General features: G+C 56.4%; 13 protein-coding genes. 8 read left to right on the top strand and 5 right to left on the bottom strand.

Going from position 1 to position 15,073, the window contains the following annotated elements; all coding sequences use genetic code 11:
* Positions 1 to 24 precede the first annotated feature (24 nt).
* From BCS37_RS07430 to BCS37_RS07420, 3 genes are all read left to right on the top strand, one after another.
* Complete coding sequence (locus BCS37_RS07430) at positions 25 to 594, top strand: hypothetical protein (protein ID WP_069180855.1); 570 nt, start codon at positions 25 to 27, stop codon at positions 592 to 594.
* 105 nt (positions 595 to 699) lie between these two features.
* A complete protein-coding gene (locus BCS37_RS07425; protein WP_069180854.1) occupies positions 700 to 1,533 on the top strand; it encodes a polysaccharide deacetylase family protein in 834 nt (277 codons plus the stop codon).
* Between the two features lie 216 nt (positions 1,534 to 1,749).
* Positions 1,750 to 3,012 (top strand): porin, encoded by a 1,263-nt coding sequence (locus BCS37_RS07420; protein WP_069180853.1) that lies wholly within the window; start codon positions 1,750 to 1,752, stop codon positions 3,010 to 3,012.
* Between the two features lie 244 nt (positions 3,013 to 3,256).
* On the opposite strand, the gene BCS37_RS07415 is transcribed toward BCS37_RS07420, so the two are convergent.
* The 5 genes from BCS37_RS07415 to BCS37_RS07395 are packed head-to-tail and all read right to left on the bottom strand — an operon-like array spanning position 3,257 to position 7,708.
* A complete protein-coding gene (locus BCS37_RS07415) occupies positions 3,257 to 4,069 on the bottom strand; it encodes an HAD-IIB family hydrolase (RefSeq protein WP_069180852.1) in 813 nt (270 codons plus the stop codon).
* Complete coding sequence (locus BCS37_RS07410) at positions 4,066 to 4,641, bottom strand: anthranilate synthase component II (protein ID WP_069180851.1); 576 nt, start codon at positions 4,639 to 4,641, stop codon at positions 4,066 to 4,068. The genes BCS37_RS07415 and BCS37_RS07410 overlap by 4 nt, the downstream gene beginning before the upstream one ends.
* Positions 4,625 to 6,127 (bottom strand): anthranilate synthase component I family protein, encoded by a 1,503-nt coding sequence (locus tag BCS37_RS07405; protein WP_069180850.1) that lies wholly within the window; start codon positions 6,125 to 6,127, stop codon positions 4,625 to 4,627. Before BCS37_RS07405 ends, BCS37_RS07410 begins: the two co-directional genes overlap by 17 nt.
* A complete protein-coding gene (locus BCS37_RS07400; RefSeq protein WP_069180849.1) occupies positions 6,124 to 6,429 on the bottom strand; it encodes a hypothetical protein in 306 nt (101 codons plus the stop codon). The genes BCS37_RS07405 and BCS37_RS07400 overlap by 4 nt, the downstream gene beginning before the upstream one ends.
* A 49-nt stretch (positions 6,430 to 6,478) precedes the next feature.
* Complete coding sequence (locus BCS37_RS07395) at positions 6,479 to 7,708, bottom strand: FAD-dependent oxidoreductase (RefSeq protein WP_069180848.1); 1,230 nt, start codon at positions 7,706 to 7,708, stop codon at positions 6,479 to 6,481.
* 358 nt (positions 7,709 to 8,066) lie between these two features.
* On the opposite strand from BCS37_RS07395, the gene BCS37_RS07390 reads away from it, so the two are divergent.
* The 5 genes from BCS37_RS07390 (at position 8,067) to BCS37_RS07370 (ending at position 15,032) form a co-directional block, all read left to right on the top strand.
* Positions 8,067 to 10,073, top strand: coding sequence for a methyl-accepting chemotaxis protein (locus BCS37_RS07390; RefSeq protein ID WP_069180847.1), 2,007 nt, complete (start codon positions 8,067 to 8,069; stop codon positions 10,071 to 10,073).
* An 86-nt stretch (positions 10,074 to 10,159) separates the two neighbouring features.
* Positions 10,160 to 11,359, top strand: a complete 1,200-nt coding sequence (locus BCS37_RS07385) for a saccharopine dehydrogenase family protein (RefSeq protein WP_069180846.1) — start codon at positions 10,160 to 10,162, stop codon at positions 11,357 to 11,359.
* Positions 11,359 to 12,498 carry a carboxynorspermidine decarboxylase gene (gene nspC / locus BCS37_RS07380; RefSeq protein WP_069180845.1) on the top strand — a complete coding sequence of 380 codons (1,140 nt, stop codon included), beginning with the start codon at positions 11,359 to 11,361 and terminating at the stop codon, positions 12,496 to 12,498. Before BCS37_RS07385 ends, nspC begins: the two co-directional genes overlap by 1 nt.
* A 211-nt stretch (positions 12,499 to 12,709) precedes the next feature.
* Positions 12,710 to 13,291, top strand: coding sequence for an alkyl hydroperoxide reductase subunit C (ahpC, locus tag BCS37_RS07375; RefSeq protein WP_069180844.1), 582 nt, complete (start codon positions 12,710 to 12,712; stop codon positions 13,289 to 13,291).
* Positions 13,292 to 13,403: 112 nt separating this feature from the next.
* Complete coding sequence (locus tag BCS37_RS07370; RefSeq protein ID WP_173862613.1) at positions 13,404 to 15,032, top strand: FAD-dependent oxidoreductase; 1,629 nt, start codon at positions 13,404 to 13,406, stop codon at positions 15,030 to 15,032.
* Positions 15,033 to 15,073 lie beyond the last annotated feature (41 nt).

Raw genomic sequence — 15,073 nt, 5'->3', positions numbered from 1 at the left:
CATAGAATGAGGGAGGAAATATACATGGCAAAGACCGAAGAAACAGAGGGCAAGGCAGTAAAGAAGGCGGCAGGGAAGGTTTCTGAGGAAGAGGCTCTGCGCGAGCGGATCGGGGGCGCCAAGGAAGCGCAGGAAGAGGCCGCAGAAACACCTGCTGGTGCGGGTGCAACGAAAGCAGAGAAGTATAAGGCATTCCTCAAAGAGAATGACATTACCTTCTTTGATTCGCAGACGCTTGCCGATGAGTTCCACACGACGATCTTCCGCTCGCGCATTGAGGCGAAGGGGCAGATCATGCCGATGGCGATCTTCATCGACGACAGCTTCTTCACAATTATTCGCACGCAGGTCGCGACCGGGATCAACGTCAAGAATATCGAGCGGATTAAGAGCTACCTCAACAAACTCAATGCGGAGTACAAGATCTTTAAGTACTATCTTCGCGAGGACGGCAATATCTACCTCGATATCTGCATCCCGTTTGCCGATGAGACATTCGACAGCCGCATGATCCAGACCCTCCTGCCGATTCTTGTGAAGCAGCTGGAAGATGAGTATGAGGATCTCATGGCTGAGGTCTGGGCGAAGGACTAAGCCAATCAATATTTTGGGAGGTTGCCTGTGGGCAATCTCTTTTTCTTTGCTTGATTTTCCTTTCAAATCTAGGTACAATGAACCACAGTGAAAGTGAGGGATGGCATGAATTGGAAGAAGATGATCGGCGGGCGGCAGTTTTGGTCGCTGATGGCTGTTCTGCTCATCCTTCTTGGCGTTGTGCTCATCGTCGGACATCCGAAGGAGGAAGCCCATACCGCGCCGCTGCCGCCGCCGGAGGACGATGTGAAGGTACTTGTGCTCAACTATCATATGGTCAACTCGATGTTTATATCGCTTGCCGTTGAGCCGGAGGATTTCGACTGGCAGATGAAGTATCTCGTCGATCACGGATATCACACGATCAGCATTGATGAACTCTATGATTTCCTCGCAGGGCAGGGGACGCTACCGGATCGCCCTGTGCTCATTACGTTCGATGACGGCTATGTGGACAACTATACGAATGCCTATCCGATTCTGAAGAAGTACAATTTGAAGGCGACGATCTTCATTGTGACCGGCTTTGTCAGCAAGCGCAGGGGATATCTGACATGGGATCAGCTGCGCGAGATGGAGAAGAACGGCATTATGGCGCAGTCCCATACGGTAACGCATGCGCCGCTGCCGGAGCTGTCCGATGAACGCATTCGTGAGGAGCTCGTCGAGTCGAAGCGGCAGGCAGAGACGGAGCTCGGGCATCCCGTCGAGTTCATTGCCTACCCGACAGGCGCGCATGACCTGCATATCGTCGGTATTGCGAAGGAGGCAGGGTATAAGGGCGGATTTACGGTCAAATACGGCAATGTTGACCGCAACAGCAATGTCTATGCGATGGAGCGTGTGCCCATCTTCCGCACGGCTGCGACCAATGCAGACTTCGTCGATCGTCTGCGTTACACCTCGAACATCACACAGTATGGTTGGATAAGGAATTAAAACGCAACAGAGAGAATGTTTCTTATTTGTGAAATATATATGAAATCATCGACAATAGGACATATTGCCGCTTTGCAAAGAAATAATGTTGTGATATAATGACGGCGACTGAATCCATATAGAGGATATTCGCGAGGAAACATGGCTACTCCGTTCTCCGATGTGTGGATCAGAGTTTTACAGATGGTGGGAGATTCCCACAAAGGAGGAAGTCTTATGAAGAAGACAATGGTAGCTGCGCTGGCAGCAGCGCTGACGATCGGCGCTGCGTCCACGACGTTTGCGGCGGCAAATCCGTTCTCGGATGTGCCGAGCGATCACTGGGCATACGATGCTGTGACGCAGCTCGCTGCGGACGGTGTCATCGAGGGCTACGGCGACGGCACGTATCGCGGTGACCGCAACATCACGCGCTATGAAATGGCACAGATGACGGCAAAGGCGATGGCAAAGGGCGATATGTCTGCATCGGACAAGGCTCTTGTCGACCGCCTTGCAGCTGAGTTTGCGGATGAGCTCAACAACCTCGGCGTTCGTGTCTCGAATCTCGAGAAGCATGCGGATATGGTGAAGTTCACGGGCTATCTCCGCTATGACTACATCAGCGACCGCCATGAAAAGCCAAATTCGGACGGCAAGAAGAAGGTGAACACGGACCGCGTTCGTTTCCGTCTCCTCCCGGTAGCTGAGGTCAACGATCACTGGTCGGTCAAGGCTCGTCTCGACACCGAGTTCAACATGGACAAGGACGGCAGCCCCAAGGAAAAAGACCGGATGACCCTTGCACGTGCATATGCAGAAGGCACCTACGGCAAGTTCAATGTCAAACTCGGTAAGCAGGATGTCTACTCCGCTGCCGACGATGGTCTGACGATGGATACGGCGATCTCCGGCGCGACAGTGTCGTTCGGCAATGTCCTCAAGGCAAAGATTGCAGCAGGTCGTGTATCTGATGGAAATGTGAAGTCGGCCACAGATACGGCGGCAAACTATCAGGGCATCGACCTCACCTACGGCGCGGGCAAGCTCACGGCGGGACTTGGCTATCAGCACATCAACAACCGTGTGTTCAAGACCAGTGACTACAGCAAGAAGGCTGATACGGATCATGCAAATATTTGGTCGGTCGGAGCCAGCTACAAGTTCGACAAGAACGTTGCACTGAAGGGCTCCTATGCACAGAACAGAAGTGCCGACTATCAGCGCAATGCCGGCAGCATTGAACTCGACTACAAGGGCGCGAAGAGGTCCGATCAGGGTTCGTGGGGCGCATACATCGCCTACCGCCGTCTCGGTAACAACGTCGCATTTGTACCGACCTACACCATCCTCGGGCGTGATCAGAAGGGCTGGGCTGTTGGTGCAACCTACACGCTCTGGAAGAATGTGACGACGAAGGTCGAGTACTTCCGCGGCAAGGACATCAAGGCAGACAAGGATGCAAGCACGCTCTTTGGCCGTGTCCAGTTCGACTTCTAATTCAACACTTTATCTGCTGTTTTACGGCAATGGAAAAGAGCACTGCGAATTGCAGTGCTCTTTTTGCGTGCCGCAAATGAAAAGTCTCCCCCGTCGCAACGAGGGACGGTCAACGCCAGTCACACATCGCTAACGCTCGTGTTCTTGGGACGTTTTCCCATGCGGTCTGTTGCCCAATCAGCTGTACCATTTGGGCTTGCTTCTTGGACAGACCAGCAGGGGGAGACCGCGTAAGCGGTGTACACTATAGCACTTCCCTCAAGATCCAAGGTACAATCGGTTCGCTGCACGGCGGTGCAATCCGATCGGCTGCCGCCTTTGCCTCGGCAGAGGCATCCTCCGGGGCGATGCCGATGTCCGCGACGCGCAGGAGCTCGGCATCGTTGCCGTAGTCACCGCAGGCGATGACGCGCCGCCCCGCGTAGGCAGGCATTTCTCTCAGTACTTCCGCCATCGCACCTTTGCTCGTATGCGGCGGGACGAATTCGAGGTAGTTTGCCTCGGAGTAAAACGAGGTAGAGCACTTGTCAATGCCGAGTTCCTGCGCAAGACCCTGCACAAAGCTCAAGTTGATGGGGGCATCGCAGATAAAGAACTTCAGCCAGCGTTTGCTTTCAACGGCGCGCAGTTCCGTGTGATTGACATTGTAGAACTCGCCCGTGAGGCGCGGATCGTCGTTTGTCTCCGGGCTGAGGATGTAGCAGTGCTCCTCCGTATAGACCTCGACGCAGGCGCGCGGGAACTGATAGAGTACGCGTGCGGCGAACGTGCGCCAGAGATCACCCTCGAGGGCGCGTGTTTCGAGTACACGATCCGCCGAGATGTCTTTCAGCATGGCTCCGTTGAAGAAGATGCTCGGCGCGTTGACCGTAATTCCTTCGAGATAGGGGAGAGCAGAGCCCGGCGTGCGCCCCGTTGCGGCGGCAAAGGCTCCGCCCGCAGCGGTGAATGCGTTGAGTGCACGCACATTTTCTTCGGAGATCATCTCATAGCGCGGGATCAGCGTGCCGTCCAGATCGCTGATAAGGAGGATGTCGTCGTATCGTTTTTCGCTCATAATGCCTCGATATCTGTCAGATAGTTCTCCATCATGGTCTGCCCGTCGCGGGTCAGGATGGACTCAGGATGAAACTGGATGCCCTCGATGGGGAGGGTCTTGTGCCGCACGCCCATTATCGTCCCGTCACCGAGGTCGCTCGTGATCTCAAGCACATCGGGAAGGCTCTCGCGCTCGATGATGAGGGAGTGGTAGCGTGCGACCTGCGTGCCCGCGTGGATATCCCGATAGATGCCCGTGCCGTGGTGACGAATGGGAGATGCCTTGCCGTGGACGATCTCGTGTGCACGGACGACACGACCGCCGAACACCTCGCCGATCGCCTGATGTCCGAGACAGATGCCGAGAATCGGTGTGTCCGCGCCCAGCTCGCGAATGACCTCTTCGGTAATGCCCGCATCCTTTGGCAGTCCGGGGCCGGGGGAGATCACGATGCCCTTGTATTTCTTTGCGCGAATCTCATCAACTGTCATTGCATCGTTTCGGACGACCTCGACCTCTGCGCCGAGCTTTGTGAGGAGCTGGTAGACGTTGTAGGTGAAGGAATCGTAGTTGTCAAGCAAAAGCAGCATTGTTCTCCACCTCCTCTACTACCTCGAAGAGTGCCTTTGCCTTTTGCAGAATCTCGAGGTATTCTTTCTCGGGGACGGAGTCCTTGACGATGCCCGCGCCCGACTGGATGATCGCCGTATCGTCGTTTTCGATGCACATGGTGCGCAGGGTGATGCACATGTCCATATTGCCGCGAAAATCCATATAGCCGACCGTACCCGCGTAGAAGCCGCGTGGTTCCTGCTCCTCTTCGTGAATAATCTCCATCGCGCGCAATTTCGGCGCGCCGCTGACGGTTCCTGCGGGAAAGGTTGCGCGCAGGACATCCATCGGTGCATACACGGGTGCAATCTCACCGACGACACTGCTCACCATGTGCGAGACGTGGGAGAAACGTTCGATCTCCATGAGCTTCGGCACACGCACCGAGCCGGGGACGCTGATGCGCCCGAGGTCGTTGCGCGCGAGATCGACGAGCATCGCGTGCTCGGCACATTCCTTCTCGTCGGAGCGCAGATCGGCGGCAAGCAGCGCATCCTCCTCATCATTTTTGCCGCGCTTCCGCGTGCCTGCAATGGGGTAGGTATAGACAGTATCGCCGGATACCTTGATCAGCATCTCGGGGGAGGCTCCGACGAGCTTTACCTCACCGAAGTTGTAGTAGAACATATAGGGTGAGGGATTGACTTGCCGCAGCCGGCGATAGAAGAGGAAGGCGGGACGCGTGATCTTCGCGCGGAAGCGGAAGGACGGCACCGCCTGAAAGATGTCGCCGGCGCAGATGTGTTCCTTGATCGTGTCGACCGTCGCAAGAAAATCCCTCGGTGCCTCTCCATACCGCGCCATAAAGTCGACGGGGGTGCTGCGCTTCGAGGCCGGCGCAGCAGGCGGCGTGAATGGTGCAGCAAGGCGTGTGCGCATGGCCGCGAGGCGCTCCGCAATCGTGTCGTAGAGCTCCTCCGTATCGTCGCCCTCCCGAATATCGGCGAGGTAGTGCAGCTGTGCGGCGTTTCTCAGAGCGTCGTAAACGACGAGATAGCGGCACATCATGAACTGACCGAGCAGCTGCTCGCCGTCTAGGTGTACGCCGCGCACACGGTCAAACGTCGCTGCCGTCTCGTATGTGAAATAGCCCGCAAGCCCGCCGTGGACAAGGGGAAGTGACGCCTCGTCCGTGCGGGCGGGCGTGAAGCGTGCGGCATATGCCTTCATTGTCTCATGCGGCGCTCCCGTGATGCTCTTCATCAGACCGTTCTCGCTCACGAGGAGTTTGTCTGCAAATACCTGTACGCGCACGAACGGCTCACCGCCGATGAAGGAGTAGCGCCCGAACTGCTGCTGCGTCGTATCGACGGACTCCATGATGTAGCCCTTTTTGTCCCCGACCAGCTTATAGTAGATGGAAACGGGCGTGTCGAGATCCATCGTCAGCTCGGTGGAGACAGTGACGAGGTTCGCATTCTTTGCTGCAGCGATAAAATCCTCTTTGCTCAGGCTCAGCTTCATGTGTTGATCTCCATGACAACATCCCGCTCCTTGCGGCCGAGCACCCAGCCGAGGACTTTCAGCTCGGCATAGAGCATCTGCTGCTGCTCGCGGTTATTCTCGCGGCTGAGCTTCAGCTGCTTGTACTGCTGACGTCCGAGGTTGTAGCGCGCAAGGATCTCTGCCTCGCTGCGCATTTTGTGGCGTCCGCCCGCGTGCATGCGCACGAGTTCCTCCACCTCTGCCTCACCGTAGGTTGGGGGTGGGGGCGGCGCTGCCATCTGTCGTACGAGATCCGTGATCTCGTGATCGCTCATGGTCATAGGTGTCTCCTTTGCTTCTTACCGTGGCAGACGGAGTCGTAACGGTACATTACGACTTCGCACCGCGCTCTTCCAAATAATGAATCATTGCGTTTGCGACGTGTTTTGCTTCCTTGACGACCTGCACGACGTTCCATGGACCAAATACAACGTCGCCCGCAGAGAATACGCCGTCGCGTCCGGTCATGCCGTTCTCATCGACGATAACCAATCCCTTCTCATTGAGCTTGATGCCCGTCGTCGTGCGGACAATCTTGTCCTTTGCCGCCTGACTTGCCGCGATGACCGTACTGTCCGCGGGAATGAGGTAGGGTTCGCCCTCGCTGATGAGGTTCTGATCTTCGTCAAAGACGCGGTCATACAGCATTGGGCCTTCAGGCGTGACAGAGTGAATGCCCTTGGCATACTGGATCTCACAGCCGTCCATCAGTGCATACTCGAGCTCGCGCTCACTTGCGGAGATCCCATTGCGCCGCGCGTAGATCGTGACGTAACGGCTGCCCTTGCGGATCGCTGTGCGTGCCACATCCATCGCGGAGTTGCCGGAGCCGATGACGGCAACGCGGTCGCCGAGGTGGTAGACATCGGGGTTCTGGAGATAATTGACGGCGAAGTGACAATTGCCGAGCGTTTCTCCGTGGATGCCGAGGCTCTTCGCACGCCATGCGCCCGTTCCCATAAAGATCGCCTCGTAGCCGTCGCGGAAGAGATCGTCTACACTGAGCGCACCGCCGATCGTCGTGTTCGGACGAATGTGGATGCCAAGCGTATGGAGTTTCTCTCTGTAGCGGTCAATGGTCGAAGGCGGCAGGCGGAAATCCGGAATGCCGTAGCGCAGCATGCCGCCGATCTTCTGCATTCGTTCAAAGATCGTGACGCCATAGCCCTCCTGCGCGAGCTTCACCGCGACCACAATGCCCGCAGGTCCCGCACCGATGACGGCGACGTTGTGGCCGTTGTAGGACTTGCGCGAGAGGACGAGCTTGTCGAGGTAGGTGTCTGAGATGTAGTGCTCGATGCTCGAGATCTGGATCGGAGCACCGCGCCGCCCCTGAATGCAGTTGCCCTCGCACTGCGCGTCATGATCACAGACGAGCGAGCAGAAGACACTCATCGGATTGTTGTCGTAGAGCATCGCGCCCGCCTCATTGATCTTGCCGTCGAGGAAGAGCCGTACCATCTCGGGGACGTTCGTCTGCACGGGGCAGCCTTTGATGCGGCAGAGAGGCTTCTTGCACTGCAGACAGCGGCGTGCCTCGTTGATGACGTGAACAGCCATGATTAATGGCTCCTTTCGTTATATTGTATCGCTTCTTAAAATATTGTATACACGGTGCTTATTATAGCACAAGACGCGCGCTCTGTCATAGGAAGTACAAAAGAAAAAGTCAGGGCTGACGCACCAAGAGCCTCTGCCGTATGCACAAGAAAACTACTTGGGACAAAAATATTGATGGTATAAGATAAATCGGGGCAGCCCCCTTATGTATAATTGTCACAGAATACAAATATTTATTACTATTACTAATGTCTGAGTTTGTTATAGAAAGTCCTTGTTATTCGTGAAAATATGTGATACTGTGAAAAACATCCATTGGAATATCCATAGAAATATGTTTTGAAAGAGGGGAGCAGTCATACAGTTTACATCCATTCGGACAAAGTTTTTAGTATCTGTATTGCCTGTGATGCTCATCGGTTTTCTTGTGTTCTTCGGCGTCAGCTACAAGATGGCGAGCGATATGCTCGTGGAGAATGCGGATACAATCGGCAAGGGCGTCGGCAAGCAGGCAGCGCTCGAGGTGCAGCGCATCTTCGAGACGAACGAGGTTCATCTTGAAACGCTGGCGCGGAGCTCGGCGATCCTTCACGGTGATGATGCGGCGCGGCTGGCAAAGCTGCAGGAGGTCAAGCAGGATACGGATGTGTTCTCAAACATTTCCTATCTGGATGTAAACGGCATTGGCATTGACTCGGACGGCAGTGTACTTGATCGCAGTGACCGTGACTATTTCAAGAAGGCGGTTCAGACGAAGAAGGTAGTTGTCTCTGAGCCGGTGATCTCGGCGATTACGGGCAAGGTAGTCACGGTTATCGCTGTTCCTGTTCTAGAGAATGGTACGCTCACGGGGATTGTCACGGGCACGGTCGGTCTCTCGCGGTTTGACGAGACGCTCTCGAAGATGGCGACGTACCGCACAGGACAGCTCGTCGTTATGGATGAGACGGGGATTGTCATCATCCATCCGAATGAGGCGGCGCAGGTCGGAAAGCTCGACTTCAGCAAGGAGGTCTCGAGCGTCAAGATCTCGATGAGCCTTGTGGATGCCTTTAAGTCTGTAATCGATAAGGATGAACCCGCACTTGCACACTATGCGCGTGAGTCGGGGGAGGAGATGACGGGCATACTCGTGCCGATTCATCTTGATGGTCGTCGCTGGGTCGTCATGTCAGAGGCATCCGACAGTGAGATCCTTGAGAATGCCCATGCGCTGTTGATGGTGCTCGCGGGGCTGACGGTTGTCATTCTCCTCGCAATCTCGGTGATTATCTTCTTCATCTCGAACAGTTTTGCGGCAAATATTCAGAAGGCAGTACGCGTCTGTGAGATCATCAACAGCGGCGATCTGCGCGAAACGCCGAAGACGATTACCTCGCAGGATGAGATGGGACAGCTCTCGGATGGCTTCATCAAGATGCGGCACACGCTCAACACACTGATCAAGCGGATTCAGTCCAACGCCGCAGAGTTGTCGGCCTCGGCGGAGGCGCTCACCGAGGCATCACAGCAGTCTGCGGAGGCATCGAACCACGTTGCTGCGTCGATCACTGAGATCGCAGAAGGTGCAGAGCATCAGTCTGCCGCCTCTGACTCGGTTGCAAATGCGACGGCATCGATTTCAAATCATGCGGAAAAGATGTCGAAGCAGGCAGGTGTGGTTGCAGAGGTGACAAACCACACGGTCGACCGCGTGCGTGAGGGGCGCCGCTCCATTGACGAGGTCGTCAGCTACATGGAACAGATCAAGAACGGCTCCGAGACGGTCGATGCCGCGATCTCGGCGCTTGGCAAAAGCTCCGAGGAGATCAGCCACAGCGTCGAGGTCATCGGCAGCATTGCCGAGCAGACGAACCTGCTCGCGCTTAACGCGGCGATTGAGGCTGCGCGTGCGGGCGAGCATGGGCGCGGCTTTGCCGTTGTTGCCGAGGAGGTCCGAAAGCTCGCCGAGGAGTCGGGCGAGTTCTCGAAGAGGATCTCAGAGACAATGCAGTCCGTACAAGCGGATATGGAGCGTGCGGTGGAGGCCGGCAAGCGCGGCAGCGAGTATGTCGGGCACGGCCTGGACTCGGTGCGCACGGCAGACGACGTGTTCCAGTCGATCGCAGAGTCGATTCAGCAGCTCGGTGACGGCGTGAAGGACATTACCACAGGCATCCGACAGATGGAGAATGAGACGCAGACGGTACGTGCGCAGATCGAGGAGATCCAAAAGGTCAGCACGGCAAACGCTGATGGTGCGCAGAGCGTATCTGCGGCGACGGAGGAGCAGTCCGCGTCGATGCAGGAGGTTGCTGCGGCGACGCGTCGCCTCTCCGGTCTTGCGGATGAGCTTGCGGATGAGACGAAGAAGTTCAAACTGTAAACGATAAAAATGTCAATGGGGGTCGCTGCTCTTGCAGTGACCCCTTTCCTGTTGTATGATAGGGGTATTGATAAGGAGGCGGTTTCATGGGAAAAGCGATGATCATCGGTGCGGGCGGCGTGGCAAGCGTCGCCGTACATAAATGCTGTCAGAATCCGGAGGTCTTTGAGGAAATCCTCATCGCCTCGCGTACAAAGTCAAAATGCGATGCACTGAAGGCGAAGCTGGACGGGGGCAGGACGAAGATTCAGACCGCCGCCGTGGATGCGGATGATGTATCAGCGCTCACGGCACTCATCCGAGAGTTTCAGCCCGATGTGGTGCTCAACCTTGCGCTCCCGTACCAGGATCTGCACATCATGGACGCATGCCTTGCGGCGGGCGTGCACTATGTCGATACGGCGAACTACGAGCCGGAGGACACGGCGAAGTTCGAGTACAGCTGGCAGTGGGCATACGCCGATCGTTTCCGCGAGGCGGGGCTGACGGCGCTGCTCGGCTCGGGCTTTGATCCGGGTGTGACGGGCGTGTTCAGTGCGTACGCGATGAAGCATGAGTTTGACGAGATCAACTACATCGATATCCTCGACTGCAACGGCGGCGACCACGGCTATCCCTTTGCGACGAATTTCAACCCCGAGATCAACATTCGTGAGGTCTCGGCGAAGGGCAGCTACTGGGAAAACGGCGCATGGGTCGAGACGGAGCCGATGGAGATCAAGCGCGTCTATGACTTTGCCGAGGTCGGGCCGAAGGATATGTATCTCCTGCACCACGAGGAGCTTGAGTCGCTTGCAAAGAATATCAAGGGCATCAAGCGCATCCGCTTCTTTATGACGTTCGGCGAAAGCTATCTGACGCATCTGCGCTGCCTTGAGAACGTCGGCATGACCTCGATCGAGCCGATTGACTTCGAGGGACATAAGATCATCCCGCTTCAATTCCTAAAGGCGGTGCTGCCCGACCCCGCGAGCCTCGGCCCGCGCACAAAGGGCAAGACGAACATCGGCTGCATCTTCCGCGGAAAGAAGGACGGCAAGGAAAAGAACTACTATCTTTACAATGTCTGCGATCATGAAAAGTGCTACGCCGAGGTCGGTTCGCAGGCAGTCGCCTACACGACCGGTGTGCCTGCAATGATCGGTGCGATGATGGTGATGACGGGCAAGTGGCGCCGTCCCGGTGTGTTCAACGTCGAGGAGTTCGACCCCGATCCGTTCATGGATGCACTGAATGTATGGGGGCTGCCGTGGCAGGAGAGCCACAGCCCCGTATTGGTGGACTGATGGCGACATATGCAGAGTGGCGTGCGGAGTGGAACGCAGTTCCAACGCCCTCCTATCTCGTATACGAAGACCTCTTGGAGAAGAATCTCAAAATTCTCGCTGAGGTCGCGGAAGATACGGGGGCAAAGGTGCTGCTCGCACAGAAGTGCTTTTCCATGTATCACTACTATCCGCTGATCGGACGCTATCTCTCGGGCACAACGGCGAGCGGCATTTACGAGGCTCGCCTTTCGCAGGAGGAGATGGGCGGGGAGAACCACGTCTTTAAGCCCGCCTATGAGGAAGAGGAGATTGTACAGCTCGCTTCGATCTGCGACCACATTATCTTCAACTCCTTTGCCCAGTGGGAGCGGTTCGGTGCGGCGGCGCGTGCGGCAGGTGCGTCCTGCGGCATGCGGATCAACCCCGAGTGTTCGACGCAGGAACATGCGATCTATGACCCGTGTGCACCCGGTTCGCGTCTCGGGGTGAAGATTGCAGACTTTCGGGAGGATCTGCTTTCGGGACTCGACGGGCTGCACTTCCATACACTCTGCGAGCAGGGGGCGGATGCACTCGCAGCAACGCTTGAAGCTGTGGAGGAGAAGTTCGGCAAATACCTCTATGGAATGAAGTGGCTGAACTTCGGCGGCGGTCACCATATCACGCGCACGGACTACGATGTCCTGCTGCTGAAGAAGCTGATCCGCCATGTACAGAACACTTACGATGTCGCGGTCTATCTCGAACCGGGCGAGGCGGTTGCGCTGAACGCTGGCTTCCTCGTTGCTGAGGTGCTCGACGTGCAGGCGGGCGGGAATGTTATCCTAAACACGTCCGCTGCGTGTCACATGCCCGATGTCATCGAGATGCCGTATCGTCCGCCCGTCATCGGTGCGGGCGAGGCGGAGGAAAAGGCGTATACGTATACGCTCGCGGGACCAACCTGTCTCGCGGGCGACACCATCGGCACATACTCTTTTGATGCGCCGCTTGCCGTGGGCGACCGCATCGTTTTCGGCGATATGGCGATCTATACGATGGTGAAGAACAACACATTCAACGGTATGCCGCTGCCGCACATCATCGCCGCTGCTCCGAACGGAGAATGGGAGATCGTGCGCACATTCGGCTATGACGATTTCAAGATGAGACTTTGAGCAAGGAACCGCCGTGATGGTGGTTCTTTTCTCTTGGACGCGTATATTTTACAGGACTTTCTGTTGCTGAATGAAACTAAATAAAAATAGTTATTAAAAAGTATAAATTTCTATTGACACGGAAAATTTCCTGTGCTATGATAGGCATATCAACAGGACATACGCAATCGTTTGAAAAGAGCGGTTGGTTACAATCAAAGGAGGATATTCAATGTCACTCATCAACAAGGAAATTTCCGATTTCAAGGCAGACGCATTCCAGAAGAAGGCCGGTGCGGCACAGGGCGAGTTCGTGCAGTACACGAAGGCGGATCTCAAGGGCAAGTGGAGCGTGTTCTTCTTCTATCCGGCGGACTTCACGTTTGTCTGCCCGACGGAGTTGGCAGACCTTCAGGAGCAGTACGGTGAGTTCCAGAAGCTCGGCTGCGAGATCTTTGGTGTCTCCTGCGACTCCCACTTCGTTCACAAGGCATGGCATGAGAGCTCCGACCTCGTCGGCAAGCTGACCTATCCGATGCTCGCAGATCCGACGGCAAAGCTCGCACGTGACTTCGAGGTCTACATCGAGGACGACGGTCGTTCCGAGCGCGGTACATTTGTTGTGAACCCCGAGGGAAAGATCGTTTCCTATGAGGTGAGTGCAGGCAATGTCGGCCGCAATGCACAGGAGCTTCTCCGCAAGGTGCAGGCGCTCCAGTTCGTTGCGGAGCACGGCGATGAGGTTTGCCCTGCACGGTGGAAGCCGGGCGAAAAGACGCTGAAGCCGAGCTTCGACCTCGTCGGCAAACTCTAAGAGCATGTTTGGGGCACTTCGCAGCAGCGCTCGCGAAGTGCTTTTTCCTATGGAGCACTGATTGATTCAGAGACTCCATATCAAGCGAAGAAGAGGTGCTTTGGTGGATAAAATGTATGATGCCGTCATTGTCGGCGGCGGCCCTGCGGGGCTTTCTGCTGCCATCTATCTGGCACGCGCCAAGTGCAAGGTGCTCGTCGTCGAGAAGGAGAAGGTCGGCGGGCAGATCACGATTACTGCTGATGTCGTGAACTATCCCGGCACAGGCAAGATCAGCGGCGTCGATCTCGCGGCACAGATGGAGGCGCAGGCGCGCGGCTTCGGTGCAGAATTTATTACAGCGGAGGTCATCGGGCTGAAGCTCGATCAGGAGATCAAGGAGCTCGAGACGACGGCGGGCACAGTGGAAGCTCTGACCGTTATCCTCGCGACGGGGGCGAATCCGCGCAAGGTCGGATTTTACGGCGAGAAGAAATTTCAGGGGCGCGGCGTTGCTTACTGCGCGACCTGCGATGCTGAGTTCTTTACGGGCATGGACATCTTTGTCATCGGCGGCGGTCTTGCGGCGGTGGAGGAGAGCATGTTCCTTTCCCGCTACGGCAAATCCGTCACGATCCTCGTACGCAGTGACAAGTTCCGCGCGCCGCAGACGGCGGTGGATGCGCTCGCGAACTACCCGAACATCAAGGTGCGCTTTAATACGATTGTGGAGCGTGTCGGCGGTGAGACGATGATCTCCTATGCCGATTTCCGCGACGAGGCGACGGGGAAGATCGAGCACTATATGGCGAAGGAAGGGGAGACGTTCGGCGTCTTTGTCTTTGCGGGCTACGTGCCAAACACAGGGCTCTTCCGTGAGCATATTGCGCTTAGTGAGCAGGGCTATATCATCACGAACGAGGAGAAGGAGACGAATGTCAAGGGGGTCTTTGCGGCGGGCGATGTCTGCATCAAGACGCTCCGTCAGGTGGTGACGGCGGTCTCGGACGGTGCGGTCGCTGCGGTTGCGGCAGAGCGTCATGCGGCAGCGCTGCACGACCGTCTGAAATTGGAGGCGTTCGCACGCGCCGAGGTGGATGCGAGCCGTTTCGAGCAGAGGAAGTCCTCTATCGAGAAGGAAGCGGCAGAGGGGCATGAGACGAATTTCATCTCTGCCGAGATCCGCGCGCAGCTGCAGGCGGTCTTTGACAAATTTGAGAGCTCGGTCAAGATTGTCGGGCACTATGACGACGGCGACCTCTCGCGCGAACTGCGCGGCTTTATGGATGAGTTTGCGGGGCTGACAGACAAGGTCACCTATGAGGAGCGAGACGACGCAAACGGAGCGCCGGGCATCGAGTTCCTGCGCGCGGACGGGACCCCGAGCGGCATTACCTTCCACGCCGTTCCGGGAGGGCATGAGTTCAACTCGTTCATCCTTGCCCTCTACAATGTGGCGGGACCCGGACAGGAGCTGCGTCCCGAGACGCGCGCGAAGATGGAGCAGATTTCTGCGCCTGCCGATGTCAAGGTGCTTATGTCGCTCTCCTGTACGATGTGTCCCGATGTGGTGGCCGCCGTGCAGCGTATTGCGGCGGAGTGCACAGACGTGCGTGCGGACATCTACGACATCCGATACTTCCCAGAGCTGAAGGAGAAGTACAGCATCATGAGTGTCCCCTGCATGATCGTTGGAGACGACCTCTTCTTCGGCAAGAAGAACATTGACGAGGTTGCTGATATATTGGTCAATCGCGGCTGACGGATGTCGCCCGTGCCCCTGAGCAAGGCATTGACGGGCGG

The organism is Selenomonas sp. oral taxon 920 (assembly GCF_001717585.1).
Classification (GTDB): Bacteria; Bacillota; Negativicutes; order Selenomonadales; family Selenomonadaceae; genus Centipeda.
This window is presented reverse-complemented; position numbering and strand designations above follow the sequence as displayed.

Excerpts from the sequence above, each read along its gene's own strand:
- BCS37_RS07425 (WP_069180854.1), top strand. The coding sequence starts at position 700 with ATGAATTGGAAGAAGATGATCGGCGGGCGGCAGTTTTGGTCGCTGATG.
- BCS37_RS07405 (WP_069180850.1), bottom strand. The coding sequence starts at position 6,127 with ATGAAGCTGAGCCTGAGCAAAGAGGATTTTATCGCTGCAGCAAAGAAT.
- nspC (WP_069180845.1), top strand. The coding sequence starts at position 11,359 with ATGGCGACATATGCAGAGTGGCGTGCGGAGTGGAACGCAGTTCCAACG.
- BCS37_RS07420 (WP_069180853.1), top strand. The coding sequence starts at position 1,750 with ATGAAGAAGACAATGGTAGCTGCGCTGGCAGCAGCGCTGACGATCGGC.
- BCS37_RS07415 (WP_069180852.1), bottom strand. The coding sequence starts at position 4,069 with ATGAGCGAAAAACGATACGACGACATCCTCCTTATCAGCGATCTGGAC.
- BCS37_RS07400 (WP_069180849.1), bottom strand. The coding sequence starts at position 6,429 with ATGACCATGAGCGATCACGAGATCACGGATCTCGTACGACAGATGGCA.
- BCS37_RS07370 (WP_173862613.1), top strand. The coding sequence starts at position 13,404 with ATGTATGATGCCGTCATTGTCGGCGGCGGCCCTGCGGGGCTTTCTGCT.
- ahpC (WP_069180844.1), top strand. The coding sequence starts at position 12,710 with ATGTCACTCATCAACAAGGAAATTTCCGATTTCAAGGCAGACGCATTC.
- BCS37_RS07430 (WP_069180855.1), top strand. The coding sequence starts at position 25 with ATGGCAAAGACCGAAGAAACAGAGGGCAAGGCAGTAAAGAAGGCGGCA.
- BCS37_RS07385 (WP_069180846.1), top strand. The coding sequence starts at position 10,160 with ATGGGAAAAGCGATGATCATCGGTGCGGGCGGCGTGGCAAGCGTCGCC.
- BCS37_RS07410 (WP_069180851.1), bottom strand. The coding sequence starts at position 4,641 with ATGCTGCTTTTGCTTGACAACTACGATTCCTTCACCTACAACGTCTAC.
- BCS37_RS07395 (WP_069180848.1), bottom strand. The coding sequence starts at position 7,708 with ATGGCTGTTCACGTCATCAACGAGGCACGCCGCTGTCTGCAGTGCAAG.